The 15,120-nt window shown below is 63.8% G+C and carries 14 protein-coding genes; 6 read left to right on the top strand and 8 right to left on the bottom strand.

Going from position 1 to position 15,120, the window contains the following annotated elements:
- Nucleotide 1 precedes the first annotated feature (1 nt).
- Both polA and CU669_RS05005 read right to left on the bottom strand, forming a co-directional pair.
- A complete protein-coding gene (gene polA / locus CU669_RS05010; protein WP_112142734.1) occupies nucleotides 2-2,773 on the bottom strand; it encodes a DNA polymerase I in 2,772 nt (923 codons plus the stop codon).
- A 124-nt stretch (nucleotides 2,774-2,897) separates the two neighbouring features.
- A complete protein-coding gene (locus CU669_RS05005) occupies nucleotides 2,898-3,098 on the bottom strand; it encodes a zinc-finger domain-containing protein (RefSeq protein ID WP_239988551.1) in 201 nt (66 codons plus the stop codon).
- Between the two features lie 237 nt (nucleotides 3,099-3,335).
- On the opposite strand from CU669_RS05005, the gene CU669_RS05000 reads away from it, so the two are divergent.
- From CU669_RS05000 to CU669_RS04980, 5 genes are all read left to right on the top strand, one after another.
- Nucleotides 3,336-4,298: an ABC transporter ATP-binding protein gene (locus CU669_RS05000; protein WP_112142732.1), complete on the top strand. Its 963-nt coding sequence runs from the start codon at nucleotides 3,336-3,338 to the stop codon at nucleotides 4,296-4,298.
- 197 nt (nucleotides 4,299-4,495) lie between these two features.
- Nucleotides 4,496-4,918 carry a bacteriohemerythrin gene (locus CU669_RS04995; protein WP_239988550.1) on the top strand — a complete coding sequence of 141 codons (423 nt, stop codon included), beginning with the start codon at nucleotides 4,496-4,498 and terminating at the stop codon, nucleotides 4,916-4,918.
- 71 nt (nucleotides 4,919-4,989) lie between these two features.
- Nucleotides 4,990-5,886: an alpha/beta hydrolase gene (locus CU669_RS04990; RefSeq protein ID WP_239988549.1), complete on the top strand. Its 897-nt coding sequence runs from the start codon at nucleotides 4,990-4,992 to the stop codon at nucleotides 5,884-5,886.
- A 56-nt stretch (nucleotides 5,887-5,942) separates the two neighbouring features.
- Entirely contained in the window at nucleotides 5,943-6,554 is a 612-nt protein-coding gene (locus CU669_RS04985) for a hypothetical protein (RefSeq protein WP_239988548.1), read from the top strand.
- 6 nt (nucleotides 6,555-6,560) lie between these two features.
- Entirely contained in the window at nucleotides 6,561-7,157 is a 597-nt protein-coding gene (locus CU669_RS04980; protein WP_112142729.1) for a hypothetical protein, read from the top strand.
- Nucleotides 7,158-7,357: 200 nt separating this feature from the next.
- On the opposite strand, the gene lpxC is transcribed toward CU669_RS04980, so the two are convergent.
- Both lpxC and CU669_RS04970 read right to left on the bottom strand, forming a co-directional pair.
- Nucleotides 7,358-8,341 (bottom strand): UDP-3-O-acyl-N-acetylglucosamine deacetylase, encoded by a 984-nt coding sequence (gene lpxC / locus CU669_RS04975; RefSeq protein ID WP_239988580.1) that lies wholly within the window; start codon nucleotides 8,339-8,341, stop codon nucleotides 7,358-7,360.
- A gap of 226 nt (nucleotides 8,342-8,567) precedes the next feature.
- On the bottom strand, nucleotides 8,568-9,041 hold the full coding sequence (locus CU669_RS04970; RefSeq protein WP_112142728.1) for a bacteriohemerythrin: 474 nt from the start codon (nucleotides 9,039-9,041) through the stop codon (nucleotides 8,568-8,570).
- A gap of 212 nt (nucleotides 9,042-9,253) precedes the next feature.
- On the opposite strand from CU669_RS04970, the gene CU669_RS04965 reads away from it, so the two are divergent.
- Complete coding sequence (locus tag CU669_RS04965) at nucleotides 9,254-9,580, top strand: YnfA family protein (RefSeq protein ID WP_112142727.1); 327 nt, start codon at nucleotides 9,254-9,256, stop codon at nucleotides 9,578-9,580.
- Nucleotides 9,581-9,803: 223 nt separating this feature from the next.
- Here the strand turns inward: CU669_RS04965 and ftsZ are convergent, their stop codons facing one another.
- From ftsZ to mamY, 4 genes are all read right to left on the bottom strand, one after another.
- Entirely contained in the window at nucleotides 9,804-10,739 is a 936-nt protein-coding gene (ftsZ, locus tag CU669_RS04960; protein WP_112142726.1) for a cell division protein FtsZ, read from the bottom strand.
- Nucleotides 10,740-10,784: 45 nt separating this feature from the next.
- On the bottom strand, nucleotides 10,785-12,719 hold the full coding sequence (gene mamZ, locus CU669_RS04955) for a magnetosome biogenesis transporter MamZ (RefSeq protein WP_112142725.1): 1,935 nt from the start codon (nucleotides 12,717-12,719) through the stop codon (nucleotides 10,785-10,787).
- Nucleotides 12,703-13,518 (bottom strand): magnetosome protein MamX, encoded by an 816-nt coding sequence (gene mamX, locus CU669_RS04950; RefSeq protein WP_239988547.1) that lies wholly within the window; start codon nucleotides 13,516-13,518, stop codon nucleotides 12,703-12,705. The genes mamZ and mamX overlap by 17 nt, the downstream gene beginning before the upstream one ends.
- A gap of 135 nt (nucleotides 13,519-13,653) precedes the next feature.
- The gene (gene mamY, locus CU669_RS04945) at nucleotides 13,654-14,784 is read right to left on the bottom strand and encodes a liposome tubulation protein MamY (protein ID WP_112142723.1); all 1,131 of its coding nucleotides are present in this window, start codon (nucleotides 14,782-14,784) and stop codon (nucleotides 13,654-13,656) included.
- Nucleotides 14,785-15,120: the final 336 nt, after the last annotated feature.

Raw genomic sequence — 15,120 nt, 5'->3', positions numbered from 1 at the left:
CTCAATGCGCCTCGCCCCAGTTATCCGCCGCGCCGGCTTCCACCAGCAGGGGCACCGATAGGCTGGCGGCGGCTTCCATGATGCGTTTGACCACGGCGATGGTGGGTTCCACCGCCGCCTCGGGGGCTTCCAGCACCAGTTCGTCATGGACCTGCAGCAGCATCCGGGCGGCCAGCCCGGCCTCCTTCAGGGCGGCGGGCAGGCGGACCATGGCGCGCTTGATGATGTCGGCGGCGCCGCCCTGGATGGGGCCGTTGATGGCGGCGCGTTCGGCAAAGGCGCGCATGGCGCCGTTCTTGTCCTTGATGCCCGGCGTATAGACCTTGCGGCCGAACAGGGTGGTGACGAAGCCGTTTTCCCGCGCTTCTTCCTTGGTGCGTTCCATATAGTCGCGGATTTCGGGATAGCGCTGGAAATAGGCGGCGATATAGGCCTTGGCCTCGCCCTGGGGAATGCCGAGCTGGGCGGCCAGTCCGAACGGGCTGATGCCGTAGATGATGCCGAAATTGATGGCCTTGGCGCGGCGGCGTAGCGACGAGTCGATGCCTTCGACCGGCACGCCGAACACCTGGGAGGCGGTGATGGCGTGGATGTCGGCGCCCGAGGCGAAGGCGGTGCGCAATCCTTCGATCCCCGCCACATGGGCGACCAGGCGAAGCTCGATCTGGGAATAATCGGCCGAGATCAGCTTGCAGCCCGCATCGGCGACGAAGGCGTGGCGGATCTTGCGGCCTTCCTCGGTGCGGATGGGGATGTTCTGCAGATTGGGGTCCGATGACGACAGTCGCCCGGTGGTGGTGGTCGCCAGGGAATAGCTGGTATGGACGCGCCCGGTGGCCGGGTTGATCTGGCTGACCAGGGCGTCGGTATAGGTGCTTTTCAGCTTGGAGATCTGGCGCCAGTCCAGCAGGCGGGCGGGCAGGGGGTGCAGATGGGCCAGCTCTTCCAGCACGTCGGCGCCGGTGGCCCATTGGCCGGTCTTGGTCTTCTTGCCGCCCGGCAGGCCCAAGGTCTCGAACAGCACCTTGCCCAATTGCTGCGGCGAACCCAGGTTGAAGACCTCGCCGTTGTTCAGCGCGATGACCTCGTTTTCCAATTCGCCCAGGCGGCGGCCGAAATCCTCGGACAGGGCGATCAGGGCCGCTCGGTCGACCTTGATGCCCGCGCGCTCCATTTCCACGATCACCGGCACCAGCGGCCGTTCCAGCGTCTCGTAGACGGTGACCATGCGCTCGGCCAGCAGGCGCGGCTTCAACAGCCGGTGCAGCCGTAGCGTCATGTCGGCGTCCTCGGCGGCATAGGCCAGGGCCTTGTCCAGCGGCACGCGATCGAAGGTCACCTGCGCCTTGCCGGTGCCGCAGACCTCGGAGAAGGCGATGTTGGCGTGGCCGAAATGCAGCTGGCACAGCTCGTCCAGCCCATGGCCATGGGCGCCGCCGTCCAGCACATAGGACAGCAGCATGGTGTCGTCCAGGCTGGTCAGCACCAGACCCAGTCCGGCCAGGATCTGCATGTCGTATTTGATGTTGTGGCCGATCTTGAGCACCGCCGGATCGGCCAGCAGCGGCTTCAGCCTGTCCAGGGTGGTCTTGGCGGGAAGGATTTTCGGCGTGTCGGCGGCGGGACCGCCGCCACCTAGATCCAGGCTGCCCTGCGCCTGGGGGGGGCTGTGCAGGATCGGGATATAGCAGGCGCGGCCGGGCTCGACGGACAGCGAAACTCCGACCAACTGGGCGCGCAGGGGATCGAGGCCGGTGGTCTCGGTATCGAAGGCGACGGTGCCCGCCCGGGTCGCCTCGGCGATCCAGCGGTCCAGCGCGTCCTCGCTCACCACCAGTTCGTAACGGGTCTCCACCTTGGGCGCGACGGGCAAGGCGGCCGGAGTTGCCGCCGCCATGGTCGCGACGGGCGGCGCCTTGACGTTGAGGCGGTTCATCAGCGAGCGGAAACCCTGGGCGGCGCAGAAGGCGGCCAGGGTCTCGGGGTTGACCGGCTTGACCGCCAACTGGTCCATGGCGACGGGCAACGGCACGTCGTCGCGCAGCAGCACCAGCCGACGGGAGATACGGGCGAGTTCGGCATGTTCCAATAGGGATTCGCGGCGCTTGGGCTGCTTGATCTCGCTGGCGCGGGCCAGCAGGGTGTCGAGATCGCCGTATTCGCCGATCAATTGGGCGGCGGTCTTTATGCCGATGCCGGGCACGCCGGGAACATTGTCGGATGCGTCGCCGCACAGGGCCTGGACATCGACCACCCGGTCGGGGCCGACGCCGAACTTCTCGCGCACCTCGGGCTCGCCGATGACGCGGTTCTTCATGGGATCGAACATTTGGACCCGCTCGCCCACCAACTGCATCAGATCCTTATCGGACGAGACGATGGTGACCTTGGCGCCCTGCGCGACGGCGGCGCGGGCATAGGTGGCGATCAGGTCGTCGGCCTCGAAGCCCTCCATCTCGATGCAGCAGACATCGAAGGCCCGGGTCGCATCGCGCACCAGCGGGAACTGGGGCACCAGTTCCTCGGGCGCCGGTGGGCGGTGGGCTTTGTAGTCCGGGTAAAAGTCGCTGCGGAAGGTCTTGCGCGACGTGTCGAAAACCACCGCCACATGGTCGGCATCGGACTCCGACAAAAGCTTCATCAGCATGGTGGTGAAGCCGTAGACGGCGTTCACCGGGGTGCCATCCGGCCGGGTCATGGGCGGCAGACCGTGGAAGGCCCGGAAGATGAAGCCCGAGCCATCGATCAGAGTGACGTGGCGGGGAGAGGTCATCTCACGCCGCCGGTCGTCGAAAGAGCTCGCGGAGCGAAGCGACTAGCCCGTTGAGGGCGCGCCGCTCGTGCGGCGAAAGCCAAGGGCGCGGACGCGCCCGCCCGGCGACTGAGGGGCATCATGATCAGTGATGGCCGATCTTGGCGCCTTCGGCCAGCTTGTAGGTGCGCGAGCAATAGGGGCAGACGATCTCGCCATGGGCGGTCAGGTCGAGATAGACGCGGGGATGGCCCAGGCCTTCGGCGGCATTGCCGTCGCAGGCGACCTTGGCGTCGGAGACGGTGATGGTTTCGAAAGCGGACGAAGACGCGGCTTGGGCTGACATGACTGGTGTTGCTCCGTTGACCGATGTGTTGGGCGGATGATACCCATTGGCGGCCATGGTTCAATCACTCTCTCGTTTGGACGAGTCACTATCGTGTCTCGTTCCTGTCCCTCAAGCGCCGGGCGCTCGCCTCCGCTCGCTTGGCTTTCGCGCCCTGCACGCGAAAGCGTGCAATCAAATGATTGCCAGCAAAGCTGGCAGGCGCGGCGGGCGTTGCCCTTGCCTCGGAGTGGGCGAATGAATTCACCCACTCCTCGGTCTCCCGCGCAGATGCCCGATCATGCCGTCGAGACCGAGGGCCTGGTCAAGGTCTATCGCGGCTCGCGCGGTGAAAAGCGGGCGCTGGACGGCGTCTCGCTGGCGGTGCCGCGCGGCTCCTTCTTTGGCCTGCTGGGGCCCAATGGGGCGGGAAAAAGCACCTTCATCAACATCCTGGCCGGTCTGGTGGTCAAGACATCGGGCACCGCCAAGGTGTGGGGCCGCGATTTGGACATGGACCAGCGCGGCGCCAAGGCGGCCATCGGGGTGGTGCCGCAGGAACTGAACCTGGACCCGTTCTTCACCCCGCTGGAACTGCTGGATGTGCAGGCGGGCATGTATGGCGTGCCCAAGTCGGAACGTCGCACCATGGAAATCCTGGAAGCGGTCGGACTGGCCGACAAGGCGGGCGCCTATGCGCGGACCCTGTCGGGCGGCATGCGCCGCCGCCTGCTGGTGGCCAAGGCCATGGTCCATTCGCCGCCGGTCCTGGTGCTGGACGAGCCCACCGCCGGGGTGGACATCGAGCTTCGCCAGCAATTGTGGGCCTATGTGCGCGAACTGAACGCGCGCGGCACCACCATCTTGCTGACCACCCACTACCTGGAAGAGGCGGAACAGCTCTGCGACCGCATCGCCATCATCAATCACGGCAAGCTGGTGGCCTGCGACACCACTCCCAATCTGCTGAAGCGCATCGACGGCAAGGCCTTGACCATCACCGTCGACCGCGATGTGACGGAGGTTCCGGCGCCGCTGGTTCCATTCGCGCCGGAGTTGAAGGACGGTCGCCGCGTGGTGGTGCGCTATCGCCCATCGGCGGTGCCCATCGGCCACATCCTGGCGGCTTTCGGCGAGTCCGGCCTTGCCATCATGGATCTGTCCACCGAGGAAACCGACCTGGAAGACATCTTCCTCCAGTTGACCTCGTCCAAGACCTAGAGCCGGATGCTTTGAGGTCGAATCGCAAAGCGATTCAACCTCAAAGCTGAATCCGCCTCTTATCAATAAGTTAGAGGGCGATTCAGACACCAAGTTGGCGCAGTCTTGCGCAAACTTGGTGTCATCGCGCTCTAGCCATAGAGGGACGCTCGCGGTAATCTGACCGTCTTGTGTCAACGGCGAGGTGGAATTCCGTCATGGCAACCGGCTGGTACGGCGCGATGAAGATCGGAATCGACATTGTCGATGACGACCACAAGCAGCTGTTCGCCCTGGTCGGGGAATTCAACGCTGCCGCCGACGCTCAGGGCGGCGCCGTCAGTTCCGCCCAGATGGCGGATATCTTGACCCGGTTGCAGAATTACGTGGGCGACCATTTCCAGCGGGAAGAGCAATTGCAGCTGGAAGCCAAGTATGACGGCTACGAAGAAAACAAGCGCCAGCATGACGAGCTGACGCGCACGCTGTCCGCCTTCATCGCCAAGCATAAGAACGACAGCGCCGTCGAGGCCAAGACAGCCACCCGCGAAATGCGCGATTTTCTCAGCGTCTGGCTCAGCCAGCATATCCTGAAGACCGATCTGAAGATGCGGGGGCGGATCCTGCCGTGGGCGGGCTGAGGTTTGTTTCCCTCGCCCTGGCACTGGTGCTCGCCGGCTGTGTCGAGCGTCTTCATCCCCAAGGGCCCGACGTGACCGCTGCCGCCCTGACCGATGGGCGGTTGCAGGCCTCCGACGGCGTCACCTTGCCCCTGCGATCCTGGTTGCCCATCGGGTCGCCCAAGGCGGTGGTCGTCGCCCTGCACGGCATGAATGATTATTCCAACGCCTTCGACGCACCCGGCAAGGCCCTGGCCGCCAAGGGTATCGCCACTTACGCCTATGACCAGCGCGGCTTTGGAGTCGGGCCGCATCCCGGCTATTGGTCCAGCACCAAAGCCATGGCGGACGACCTCAATGCCTGCGCCACGCTGCTCCACCAACGCCATCCCGGTATCCCCCTTTATGTGCTGGGCGAAAGCATGGGCGGCGCGGTGGTCATCATCGCCGCCCAGGCGCCGTCGGCGGCCATATCGGGCCTGATCCTCGCCGCTCCGGCGGTATGGGGGCGTTCCACCATGGGATGGCTGCAACAAGGAGCCTTGTGGCTGACCAATGCCATCGCGCCCGGCTGGACGCTGACCGGACGCGGGCTGGGCATCCAGGCTTCCGATAATATCGAAATGCTGCGCGCCCTGTCGCGGGATCCGCTGGTGATCAAGGAAACCCGCGTCGATGCCATCCACGGTCTGGTGGATCTGATGGACGCGGCGCAGATGGGGATGGCGGCGGTTCAATTGCCGGTTCTGGTTCTATACGGCGAAAAGGATGAGGTCATTCCGCCCAAGCCGACTTGGGCGGCGATCCGGCGCCTGCCGCGCCTGGGCGAGGCCCGGCGCGTCGCGCTTTACGAAAATGGCTGGCACATGCTGTTGCGCGACCTCCAAGCCCAGGTGGTGGTGGACGACATTGTCGCCTGGATGGCCGATGCATCGGCGCCCTTGCCATCGCGGGCGGATATGAAGGCGCAAGGCAAGCTTGAACAATGACGAGACGACCACGACATGTCATACTCTTCGCAAGTGCAATATGGGGTGGTTGTTCCATGCGTCTGGTGAGCGGGGCTCTGATCGTGGCCATAGCGGCATTGGCCCCGGACGCCAAGGCGGAGTCGCGTGCCGTCGCCGTCCTGGGCGCCAATCTGCCGCAGCCGGGCATGAGCTTCGATGATGCCAGGGCCATCAGGCTGCCCAACGGCCAGAAGCTGGTCTGCGATTCCGATAGCGACAAGCCCAAGCTGGATCAGCCCAAATACATGGACCCGCCGTCCAATCGCGGTCCGGTGCGCATTCGCCGCTGCGCCGTCTTCGCCCCCGGTGACGGCGATGTCTGGCATCTCGGGCAAGTTCCCAGCTTGGCGGGGCCTGCCCGGTTGTGGCTTGTCTTCGTGGAACAGGGAATCGGCGGGCGTTTCCGCTTGGCCCAGTTCAGCCTGTGGGCCAAGCAGGATGGCTGGGACAAGGCGGCGCAGGCCTTGATCGCCGCCCAGGGACCAAGCACCGCAGGCACCGACCGCTTCCTGTCCTGGCAGGATGACCAGTACGACACCACCATGTTCATCGACGAAAAATATCCCGACGAATTCGCCGTGGCGGTAGGAGACGTGCGCCTGCGCCGACTGATGAAATCTCCCGGTTCCCTCCTTCGACCCGAGTAAGACGCCATGCGATCCATTCTCATCCTGGCCGCCGTGCTGACGGCATTGGCCTCATTGCCCGCCCTCGCCCAATCCAACCGGCCGCTGGAAATCGCCCAGGCCCAGATCGGCATGCGGCTCAACCAACTGCGCTTCGCCCCGCTTCCGGCCAATGCCAAGCTGATCTGCGGCAAGGATCCCGACAAGCCCATGGGGGCGGAACACCTGCATCTGGCGGTGCCCGGCGCCATGGCGGGGGCGGGCGTCGACCGTTGCGCCATTTATCTCGACGACGGCAAGGGCGGGTTGACCATCCGCCCCACCATGCTGGCCGGGGTTCCCACCGAATTCTGGTTCATGGCTATCGAGGACGAGGGCGGCAGCCAGCGCATCTTCCAGATCGTCGCCCGTCAGCCCAAGGAAAACTTCGACAAGACCGCCGCCTTCCTGATGGAGCGCTGGGGCAATCCCTTGCTGAAAGCGCCCTATTTCGTCCGTTGGCTCAACGGCACCAGCGAGGGGCAAATGAAGGCCGACGACGAGGGCGTCATGATCTTCCTGTTCGACACCAAGCTGTTCGAACTGATGGAATCCCGCATGCCCAAGGGCAAGCCGAAGAAATAGCGGCCCAGCGGGCAGGATGCCCGCGCTCCTATTCATGTCGCGGGCAGGATGCCCGCGCTCCCATTCATGTCGCGGGCAGAATGCCCGCGCCTCCCATGGAGGTCATGGCGGAGCGCGGCCGTCCCGGCCGCTCTTATCGCAACAAAACCCTCCCCGCCGAAGCGGGGAGGGTTTTGGGGGTCGTAAAACGGAAAAACGGATCAGGCGCTGAGCGCCGCCCGCTGGGGCTCGGCGGCGAAGGGCGCGGCGGCCGAACCGGGCGCGACGGTGGTCAGCGTCCAGGCGGTCTGGTCGGCGAACAGGGCGCGCAGCAACTGGTTGTTCAGGGCATGGCCGCAACGGATGCCGTGGAAATGGCCGATCAGCGGCGCGCCGGCCAGATAGAGATCACCCACCGCGTCCAGCACCTTGTGACGGACGAATTCGTCGGTGTAGCGCAGGCCTTCGTCGTTGAGCACGCGGGTGCCGGTGGAGTCGATGACCACGGCGTTGTCCAGCGAACCGCCACGGGCCAGGCCGTTGGCACGCAGGAAGGCGACCTCCTGCTCGAAGCCGAAGGTGCGGGCCCGCGAAATCTCGGACTTGAAGGTGCCGCGCGACAGATTGACGAAGAACTCCTGGCGCGAAATGGCCGAGGCGCCGAAGTCGATCTCGAAGCGGATGGAAAAGCCCGAGGACGGGGTCAGCGAGGCGACGCGGTCGCCGTCCTTCACGCTCACGCGCTTCAATACCTTGATGGCCTGACGGGGAGCGGACTGCTCGACCACGCCTGCGCATTCGATCAGGAACAGGAAGGGAGCGGCGGACCCGTCCATCACCGGCACTTCCGGGCCGTTGATGTCGATCAGGCAGTTGTCGATCTGCATGCCGGCCAGGGCGGACATCAGATGCTCCACCGTGCCGACCACGATTCCGTCGTCGTTCTTCAGGCAGGAATTCATGCGGGTGTCGTGCACCGCCGACCAGATGGCCGGAACGATGGCGCCGCCGCCGTTGATGTCGACGCGGCGGAAGCGGATGCCGGTGCCGGGCTCGGCCGGATGCAGCACCATGGTGACCTTGGCGCCGGAATGCAGGCCGACGCCGGTGCAGCCGATGCTGGTCTTCAAGGTCCGGCTGCGGACGGCGGAGGCTTCACTGGCGAGGGACGGCGCGTTCGATCCGGGCAGCAGGCTGGCTACGATCTGGTTCACGCCGAATATCCTTATCCTCTTGTCCGCGTCTTGCCCTGGGGGCGCCGCGAACCTCGTTTTTCACGCTGTTAGGTCTACCAGTCGGGAGTCCAGCGCTCAAATCAATCATTATTGCCAAATGTTACAGTGCAGCATGGCGCCTGAAACATTCCTTGGGTGGATTAGGCATCAAGTCGACTTGATTGGATTGTTGCATCCAGCCCCGTTCACGGGGGGATTAACCTGCGGCCTCTGCCGCCAGGAAAGCGAGAGGGCGCGGATCAACGGCGGAATCTCTGATCCAACGCTTATACTGCATGTCCTCATTGAGAATGTGGTGAGTGAGCCATTTGATGACGAGGTCGGGGAGGTCGTTCGCCGCTGACTTGGTCCCACTTTGATAGGTTTCGGAAATCGCCCTCACCCTGGCTTGAAACTTGCGGTGTTTATGGTGATGTTCCGCGAACTGAGTGAAGCCGACCGCCTTCAGCGCCTTTTCCTCGCGAAGGAAATGCCCATCCACATACTCTTCCAGGATCAAGAGCGTGCTGGCGATGATCAATCCCTGTTCCTGCCCATCGACGAGTGAATCGTAAAGCAGCCGAGCAATCTCGAAAAATGCCTTATGATCGGAGTCCAGCGTTTCATTGCCCACGGACATATCAGCGGTCCACTCAAGGATTGGACCTCGAGCGTCATCGTTACCTTCCATATTCCCCTCCCCAAAGTGGCATTTGGTCACGAGTCGTTCTGGTGCCGCTGATCGGGCAGATCGTGCCAAGCCATTCGCAGGCGGTATGACCAATGCAATAAGGGATTGTATGCAGTGGCCTGTCAAGTGAGGTTATCGTCGGCAAGACGGCCCCTCGGGGGAAGGTCACTATTGTCCGGTCATGTTTTTTCGCCAATGAGGATAAAGTCAAGATGTGGGCCATTCCGACATACCTTTTGGCCGCTTTTGCGGAGATCGGCGGCTGTTTCGCGTTCTGGGCCTGGCTCAGACTGGGAAAAACGCCCTTCTGGCTGGCTCCTGGAATGGCCAGCCTGGCGCTGTTCGCCTGGGCCTTGACCCGGGTCGATGCCGATTTCGCCGGTCGCGCCTATGCGGCCTACGGCGGCATCTACATTCTGTCCTCGCTGGTGTGGATGTGGGCGGTGGAAGACAGCCCGCCGGACCGGTGGGACGTTTTGGGCGCCGCCTTCTGCATGGTGGGTGCCCTGGTCATCATTTTCGCCCCGCGCGGCGACTGATACCAAGGCTCGATGAGCGAGACTCATCGGGCCTTGGTCGACCGCAAGGCGGTCGCGCCGCTCGTGCGGCGAAAGCCAAGGGATTCGGAGAATCCCGCCCGGCGCTTGAGGCGCCCTTTGATCGGTTCCGATCAAAGGGCCTTGGTATGACTCGAAAGCGTTCCGCCCGCCGAATGAGGGGGGATCGGTTCCGATCACCGGGATACGGGATGAGGGCGTTTCGTCAGGCGATGCCGGTGGCTACTACCGAAACCCGCATCTTGCCGACCAGCGCGTCGTCGAAGGTGGATCCGAAAATGATATTGGCCTCGGCGGCCACCTCCTCGCGGATGCGGTTGGCGGCCATGTCCACCTCGAACAGGGTCATGTCCTGGCCGCCGGTGATGTTGATGAGGACGCCCTTGGCGCCCTTTATGGATGTGTCGCCCAGCAACGGGTTGGAGATGGCGGCCTCGGCGGCGTCGATGGCGCGTTTCTCGCCCGCCGCCTCGCCGGTTCCCATGATGGCCTTGCCCATCTCGCTCATGACGATGCGGATATCGGCGAAATCCAGGTTGATCAGGCCGGGCATCACCACCAGATCGGTGACGCTGCGCACGCCGGAATTGAGCACATTGTCGGCCATCTTGAAAGCGTCGGCGAAGGTGGTGCGCTCGGTCGCGACACGGAACAGGTTCTGATTGGGGATGATGATCAGGGTATCGAGTTCTTCTTGCAGGGCTTCGATGCCGAGATCGGCGGTACGCATGCGGTGCTTGCCTTCGAAGTCGAACGGCTTGGTCACCACGCCGATGGTGAGAATCCCCTGCTCGCGGGCTGTCCTGGCGATGACCGGAGCCGCGCCCGAACCGGTGCCACCGCCCATGCCGGCGGTGATGAAGACCATGTGGGCGTCGCCGATCAGATCCTGGATATCTTCAAGACTTTCTTCCGCGGCGGCGCGGCCCAGATCCGGGCGCGAACCAGCGCCCAGGCCTTGGGTCACCCTGCCGCCGAGTTGGATGCGCCGTTCGGTCAGGCTCAGCCCCAGCGCCTGGGCGTCCGTATTGGCGACGATGAATTCCACGCCCTCGATCTTGGACTGGATCATGTTGTTGACAGCGTTGCCACCGGCTCCGCCGACGCCAATCACCACTATCCTGGGCCGGACTATCGTCATTGTGCCATCACCGCCGAAAAGACATGCGCCGCGTGTCCGTTTCCATCAGCCGATCCGCAGGGCGCGCAGTACGTTCCCGCCCCGCCACTGGTGAAAGCGATACCATAGCAAAACGATGACGGCTGCCGCATAGACATAGGGTTCGCCGTTTTCGTGATTGGCGGCAAGGATGAAATGGAGCGCCACCAGGGCATTGATCACGTAGGTGGCGCTGTGCAGCTTCTTCCAGCGCTTGCCGCCGATCCGCTTGATCTGGCTGTTGGCCGAGGTGAAGGCCAGCGGGATCAGCAGCGCGAATGCCGCCAGGCCGAGTAAGATGAAAGGCCGCTTGTAGATGTCGCCCATCATGTCGCCCAGATTGAGCGCCCATTCCAATGTGACATAGGCCAAGACATGCATGACCGCGTAGAAGAAGGCGAACAGTCCGATCATGCGCCGGTATTTGGCCAGGGTCTTGATGCCGGTGATCTCCTGGACCGGGCGCATGGCCAAGGAAATGATCAAGAAGGTGAAGGCCCAATCGCCGAGATAGCGGTTGACGAAGCCGACGGGGGCCTCGCCCAGGGAACCGTTGGAGATATAGCCTTCGATGACGCTACGTCCCAGCAGCCAGACGAAGGGCAGCGCGGCGGTCAGGAAGACCAGCGGCTTCCAATCCACCTTGCGGGCCGATTTCAGGTGGTGGTCGCAGGTCTCGTCGATGCCGTTGGCGAGCAGCCAGGCGGCGTACAGGGTAACCAACATCTTGCCCGTTCCCATCAAGATGAACGGGGCGCGGGGGCCGAGCGCGTCGAAATAATAGCCGCCGCTTTGGACCAGCATGACGGTCCCGAGGCCGCCGACCAGATAGCCGGCTCCCACCATGGCCCCCAGGATCGGCTTGGGCGAGACATCCACCGTCAGAACCTGAAGAGTGACGAAACATCCCGCATGGCCGATTCCCACCATCAGCAGCGGCAGCGCCACCAGCCAGTTGAAGGGGTTGGCGAACATGCCCAGCCAGATATAGCCCAGCGCCGCCAGGGACAGGCTGGCGCCGATGGCGGAAATGCGGCTGTGCCGTTCGATGAAGCTTCGCCACAAGGGCACCGCCGCCAGAACCGCCAGTCCCAGCAGGCCGATCATCACGGCGGCATGGGCGGTGGCGAAGGTGCGGGTCACCCCTACCAGATCGGAAACGGAAATGCACCACAGCGAGAAGAACAGGCTGAGGATGATCACGTCGGCACGGGTGTAGAAGGTGGCGGCGAAGGCCAACTGCATGCGCGGATCGCTGGTGATCACCGTCCAGACTTGCCGGAGGGGATGTTCGTCGTCTTCCGAAGTCGGCTGGGGCGGGGCCACGTCCCGCAGATTGCGCCGCGTCAGCTGGAAACCGGCGATGCCGACCAGCAGCGGCAGGCACATGATGAGAAAGACACCGCCTGGGTAATCGGCCATCTGCATGACGATGGCCGCCAGCATGGTGCCGCCGAACACCATCATGAAGACCAGATTCCCCATGAGCCGCGGCCGGTTGGCGCGCGACGACACATCGCCCACCAGGGTGGACAGTTGCAGTTGGACGGCATCGGCGCCCACGGTCAGCAGCACGCGGGTCAGATAGAACAGCACCAAGCCGGCGGCGCCGAAGGCCAGGCCCACCTGAAGGCTGAGCAGCGATACCGCCGCACCGACCACGGCGATCAGGAAGCCCAGGGCGATGATCCGCACCCGCCCGATACGATCGGACAGCAAGCCGAACCAGCCCACGCAGACGATGGAGACGATTTCGGCCACCACCTGGATATCGGCGTTGACGGCGCCTTCCTTTTCGAAGGCGATGCCGAAGATCTTGTCCAGCAGCAGGGGCTGGATGGAAATGGACAACGCTGCCACCAGGGCGCCCACGGTCATCAGCAGATAGATGATGTTCCATTGGGTGGGGGCGAAATCGGTGACCGCCGTCCCTTTGGCCGGAGCCTCAGCGTTCCTCGGCATCCATGCCTCCCGCATTCGACCACAGGCCGTTGAGATGATTGTCGCGCAAGGCGCAGATTTCGCCGTTGGCCATGACGCTCATGGCGTAATCCAGTCCGGCGCTGGCCTGGGTCGGGTCGCGGAAGGCGGTGCCCTTGACGAACATGCCGGGGCGGACCACGCAGCCCTCGGCCTGCAGGTACCAGCGCGGGGCCAGGTCGATCCAGATGGGCGGATTGATGCCGTCGTTGACTTGGATATAGATGTCGCCCCAGACCGAGCGGGCTCCGGCTCCGGCGATGCTCATGACCTTGCCCTGATAGCGGAAGGGCACCATCCGCTCGTGGGCTTCGTTGCCCAGGGGGACGGCGGCGGGGGCCGGAGCCACCGCCAGGGCCACGCTAACGGCCTCGGGCAGGGGCATGCCCGGCGCGATCGCCGCCGGAAGAGGCGCCGCCTTGGCGCCCTTGGCGACGCTGCCTTTCTTCACGATGGTGTGGCAACTGGCGCAGGGCATTTTTTCGCGGCCGTCCACGTGAGGCGCCGGGGTGCCCTGGACGATGGGCAGGGTTCCCGATCCCGGTCCGGTGCCCGTGGCGCGGGGCGTGACGATATGGCAGCTGGAGCAGACCATTTTCTCGCGGCCGTCGCGATGAGGGGCGGGCATTCCGGCCACGATGGGCGGAGCCAGATCGTAGGTGTGATCTTCCCAGGGATTGGCGTTGAACACGGCGGTTAGAACCAGGGCCATGCTGAAGGCGATGCCCAGCGCCATGATCCAAACCGCGATGTCAAGATGTGCAACGGCCTTAGTGCTCACGGGAACTCGATCGATGGCAAGGTGTTGAACCGGCTCGTGTCTTGGTGTCGGGAATGCCATTCATAAGAACGGCTCCAAAACTGTCGCGGCGGGAGTTTCTCATATCCCACTTCCGAATGGAATGACCATAGCCCATCAATCCGTGCCGGAATCAGGCGCGGCTTCCGTCCAGACGGGGCTTCCGTCGATCAGGAAGTGTTCGGTCAGGGCTTTTTCCAAGGCCCACAGCTCGCCGTCCTCGAAGACGATGCGGACGAGGTCGTTGGGGTCGCAGGCGGCCACCAGCGAGCGGATCTCGCGGGCTTCGCGCAAGATCTTGGAAATCTGCTGGCGGATATTATCGGTGTCTTCGGCGCAGCGGCGAAGCTGTTCCGGCCGGTTGACGGCTTCTTGGGCCAGACTGCGGAAAAAGACGTTCTTGTCGCCGGCGAAATAGGCGGTGGTCAGGGTCGAAATGAATTTCCGCGTTCCGTCCCGGTCGCCATGCGCGGCATTCAGATGTTGGGTCAGCACCTGGGTGGCGGTCATGGACAGGTCGTTAAGGGCCAGCCCCAGGACTTCGGCCAAGGCCCGCATGCGGTCGATGCGCTGCGACGGATCGAGGCCGGGGGCGGGGGGCACCGGCGCGACGTTGCGGCTTTGGGCGATTTGGGACAGTTCCTGGGTGATCTCTTGCGACAGCACCCGCTGGGACCGCAATTCGTCGACGATGCCGTCGCGGCTGTCGCGGGTCACCTGGACCAGTTGGGCGGTGGCGGAGGCCTGGGCCTCCAACTGGGCGGCCACCGCCTCGCGATGCTCGCGGAATAGCTGGGCCAGCAAGGTCATGGCGTCGTCGGTGCCGGATGTTTGCGCGGGTGCGGCAAGGGCGCGGCCGTCCTGGTTCAGCCGGACCAAGTCGGCGGTCGCTTCCGCCTGGGCGGCGATAGCGGTGCGATGCTCGCGCAACAGGTCGGCCAGCAAGGCCACCGAGCCTTCCGACGGCACATCGTTCCGGGAGAGGTTGGTCACCTCGGATTTCAAGGTGTCCACGCTTTTCACGATCCGCGAGAGCATGAGAATCAAGACGGTCAGCCCGATCGGCAGGGCGATGGACAGCAGCACGATGAAGAATTCATGGGGAAGCATGGTGAAGAGGTTTTTCCAACCATTGAAAATGGTCAGATAGACGATGGAGAGGGCAGTCCAAATGATCGCGCCGATCAGAGCCGTGCGAGAGGCGGGATTCAACTTGTCGAAGGCTGCCTTGTTAAACCCCATCAACATATGGACATCTCCCAGGATGGCTGCAATTGCCCATCCCAATGCGTTGGCCCGCGGGCGTTCCCCTTACAGTAACAGCAAGGCGAACGGCGGGATACCTTCGAAACAACGCATTGATATGAGGTGAGCGCAAATACGTCAATAACTGAAATTGCGTATGATTATCACCGCCCTATGCTTCGCCAGCACGCCGCTGCATTGTTCAACATGGCTGTGTACATGGCGGCGGCATTATGCTATCGCCCGAAATCAGGGCTAATACCAAGGCTCGATGAGATTGCCTCATCGAGCCTTGGTTAGGCCCAAAGGGCCGCGCCGCTCGTGCGGCGGAAGCCAAGG

The organism is Paramagnetospirillum kuznetsovii, assembly GCF_003284725.1.
GTDB lineage: Bacteria > Pseudomonadota > Alphaproteobacteria > Rhodospirillales > Magnetospirillaceae > Phaeospirillum > Phaeospirillum kuznetsovii.
This window is presented reverse-complemented; position numbering and strand designations above follow the sequence as displayed.

Coding starts and splice junctions, on each gene's coding strand:
- polA (WP_112142734.1), bottom strand. CDS start 2,773: ATGACCTCTCCCCGCCACGTCACTCTGATCGATGGCTCGGGCTTCATC.
- CU669_RS05005 (WP_239988551.1), bottom strand. CDS start 3,098: ATGTCAGCCCAAGCCGCGTCTTCGTCCGCTTTCGAAACCATCACCGTC.
- CU669_RS05000 (WP_112142732.1), top strand. CDS start 3,336: ATGAATTCACCCACTCCTCGGTCTCCCGCGCAGATGCCCGATCATGCC.
- CU669_RS04995 (WP_239988550.1), top strand. CDS start 4,496: ATGGCAACCGGCTGGTACGGCGCGATGAAGATCGGAATCGACATTGTC.
- CU669_RS04985 (WP_239988548.1), top strand. CDS start 5,943: ATGCGTCTGGTGAGCGGGGCTCTGATCGTGGCCATAGCGGCATTGGCC.
- CU669_RS04980 (WP_112142729.1), top strand. CDS start 6,561: ATGCGATCCATTCTCATCCTGGCCGCCGTGCTGACGGCATTGGCCTCA.
- CU669_RS04970 (WP_112142728.1), bottom strand. CDS start 9,041: ATGGAAGGTAACGATGACGCTCGAGGTCCAATCCTTGAGTGGACCGCT.
- CU669_RS04965 (WP_112142727.1), top strand. CDS start 9,254: ATGTGGGCCATTCCGACATACCTTTTGGCCGCTTTTGCGGAGATCGGC.
- ftsZ (WP_112142726.1), bottom strand. CDS start 10,739: ATGACGATAGTCCGGCCCAGGATAGTGGTGATTGGCGTCGGCGGAGCC.
- mamZ (WP_112142725.1), bottom strand. CDS start 12,719: ATGCCGAGGAACGCTGAGGCTCCGGCCAAAGGGACGGCGGTCACCGAT.
- mamY (WP_112142723.1), bottom strand. CDS start 14,784: ATGTTGATGGGGTTTAACAAGGCAGCCTTCGACAAGTTGAATCCCGCC.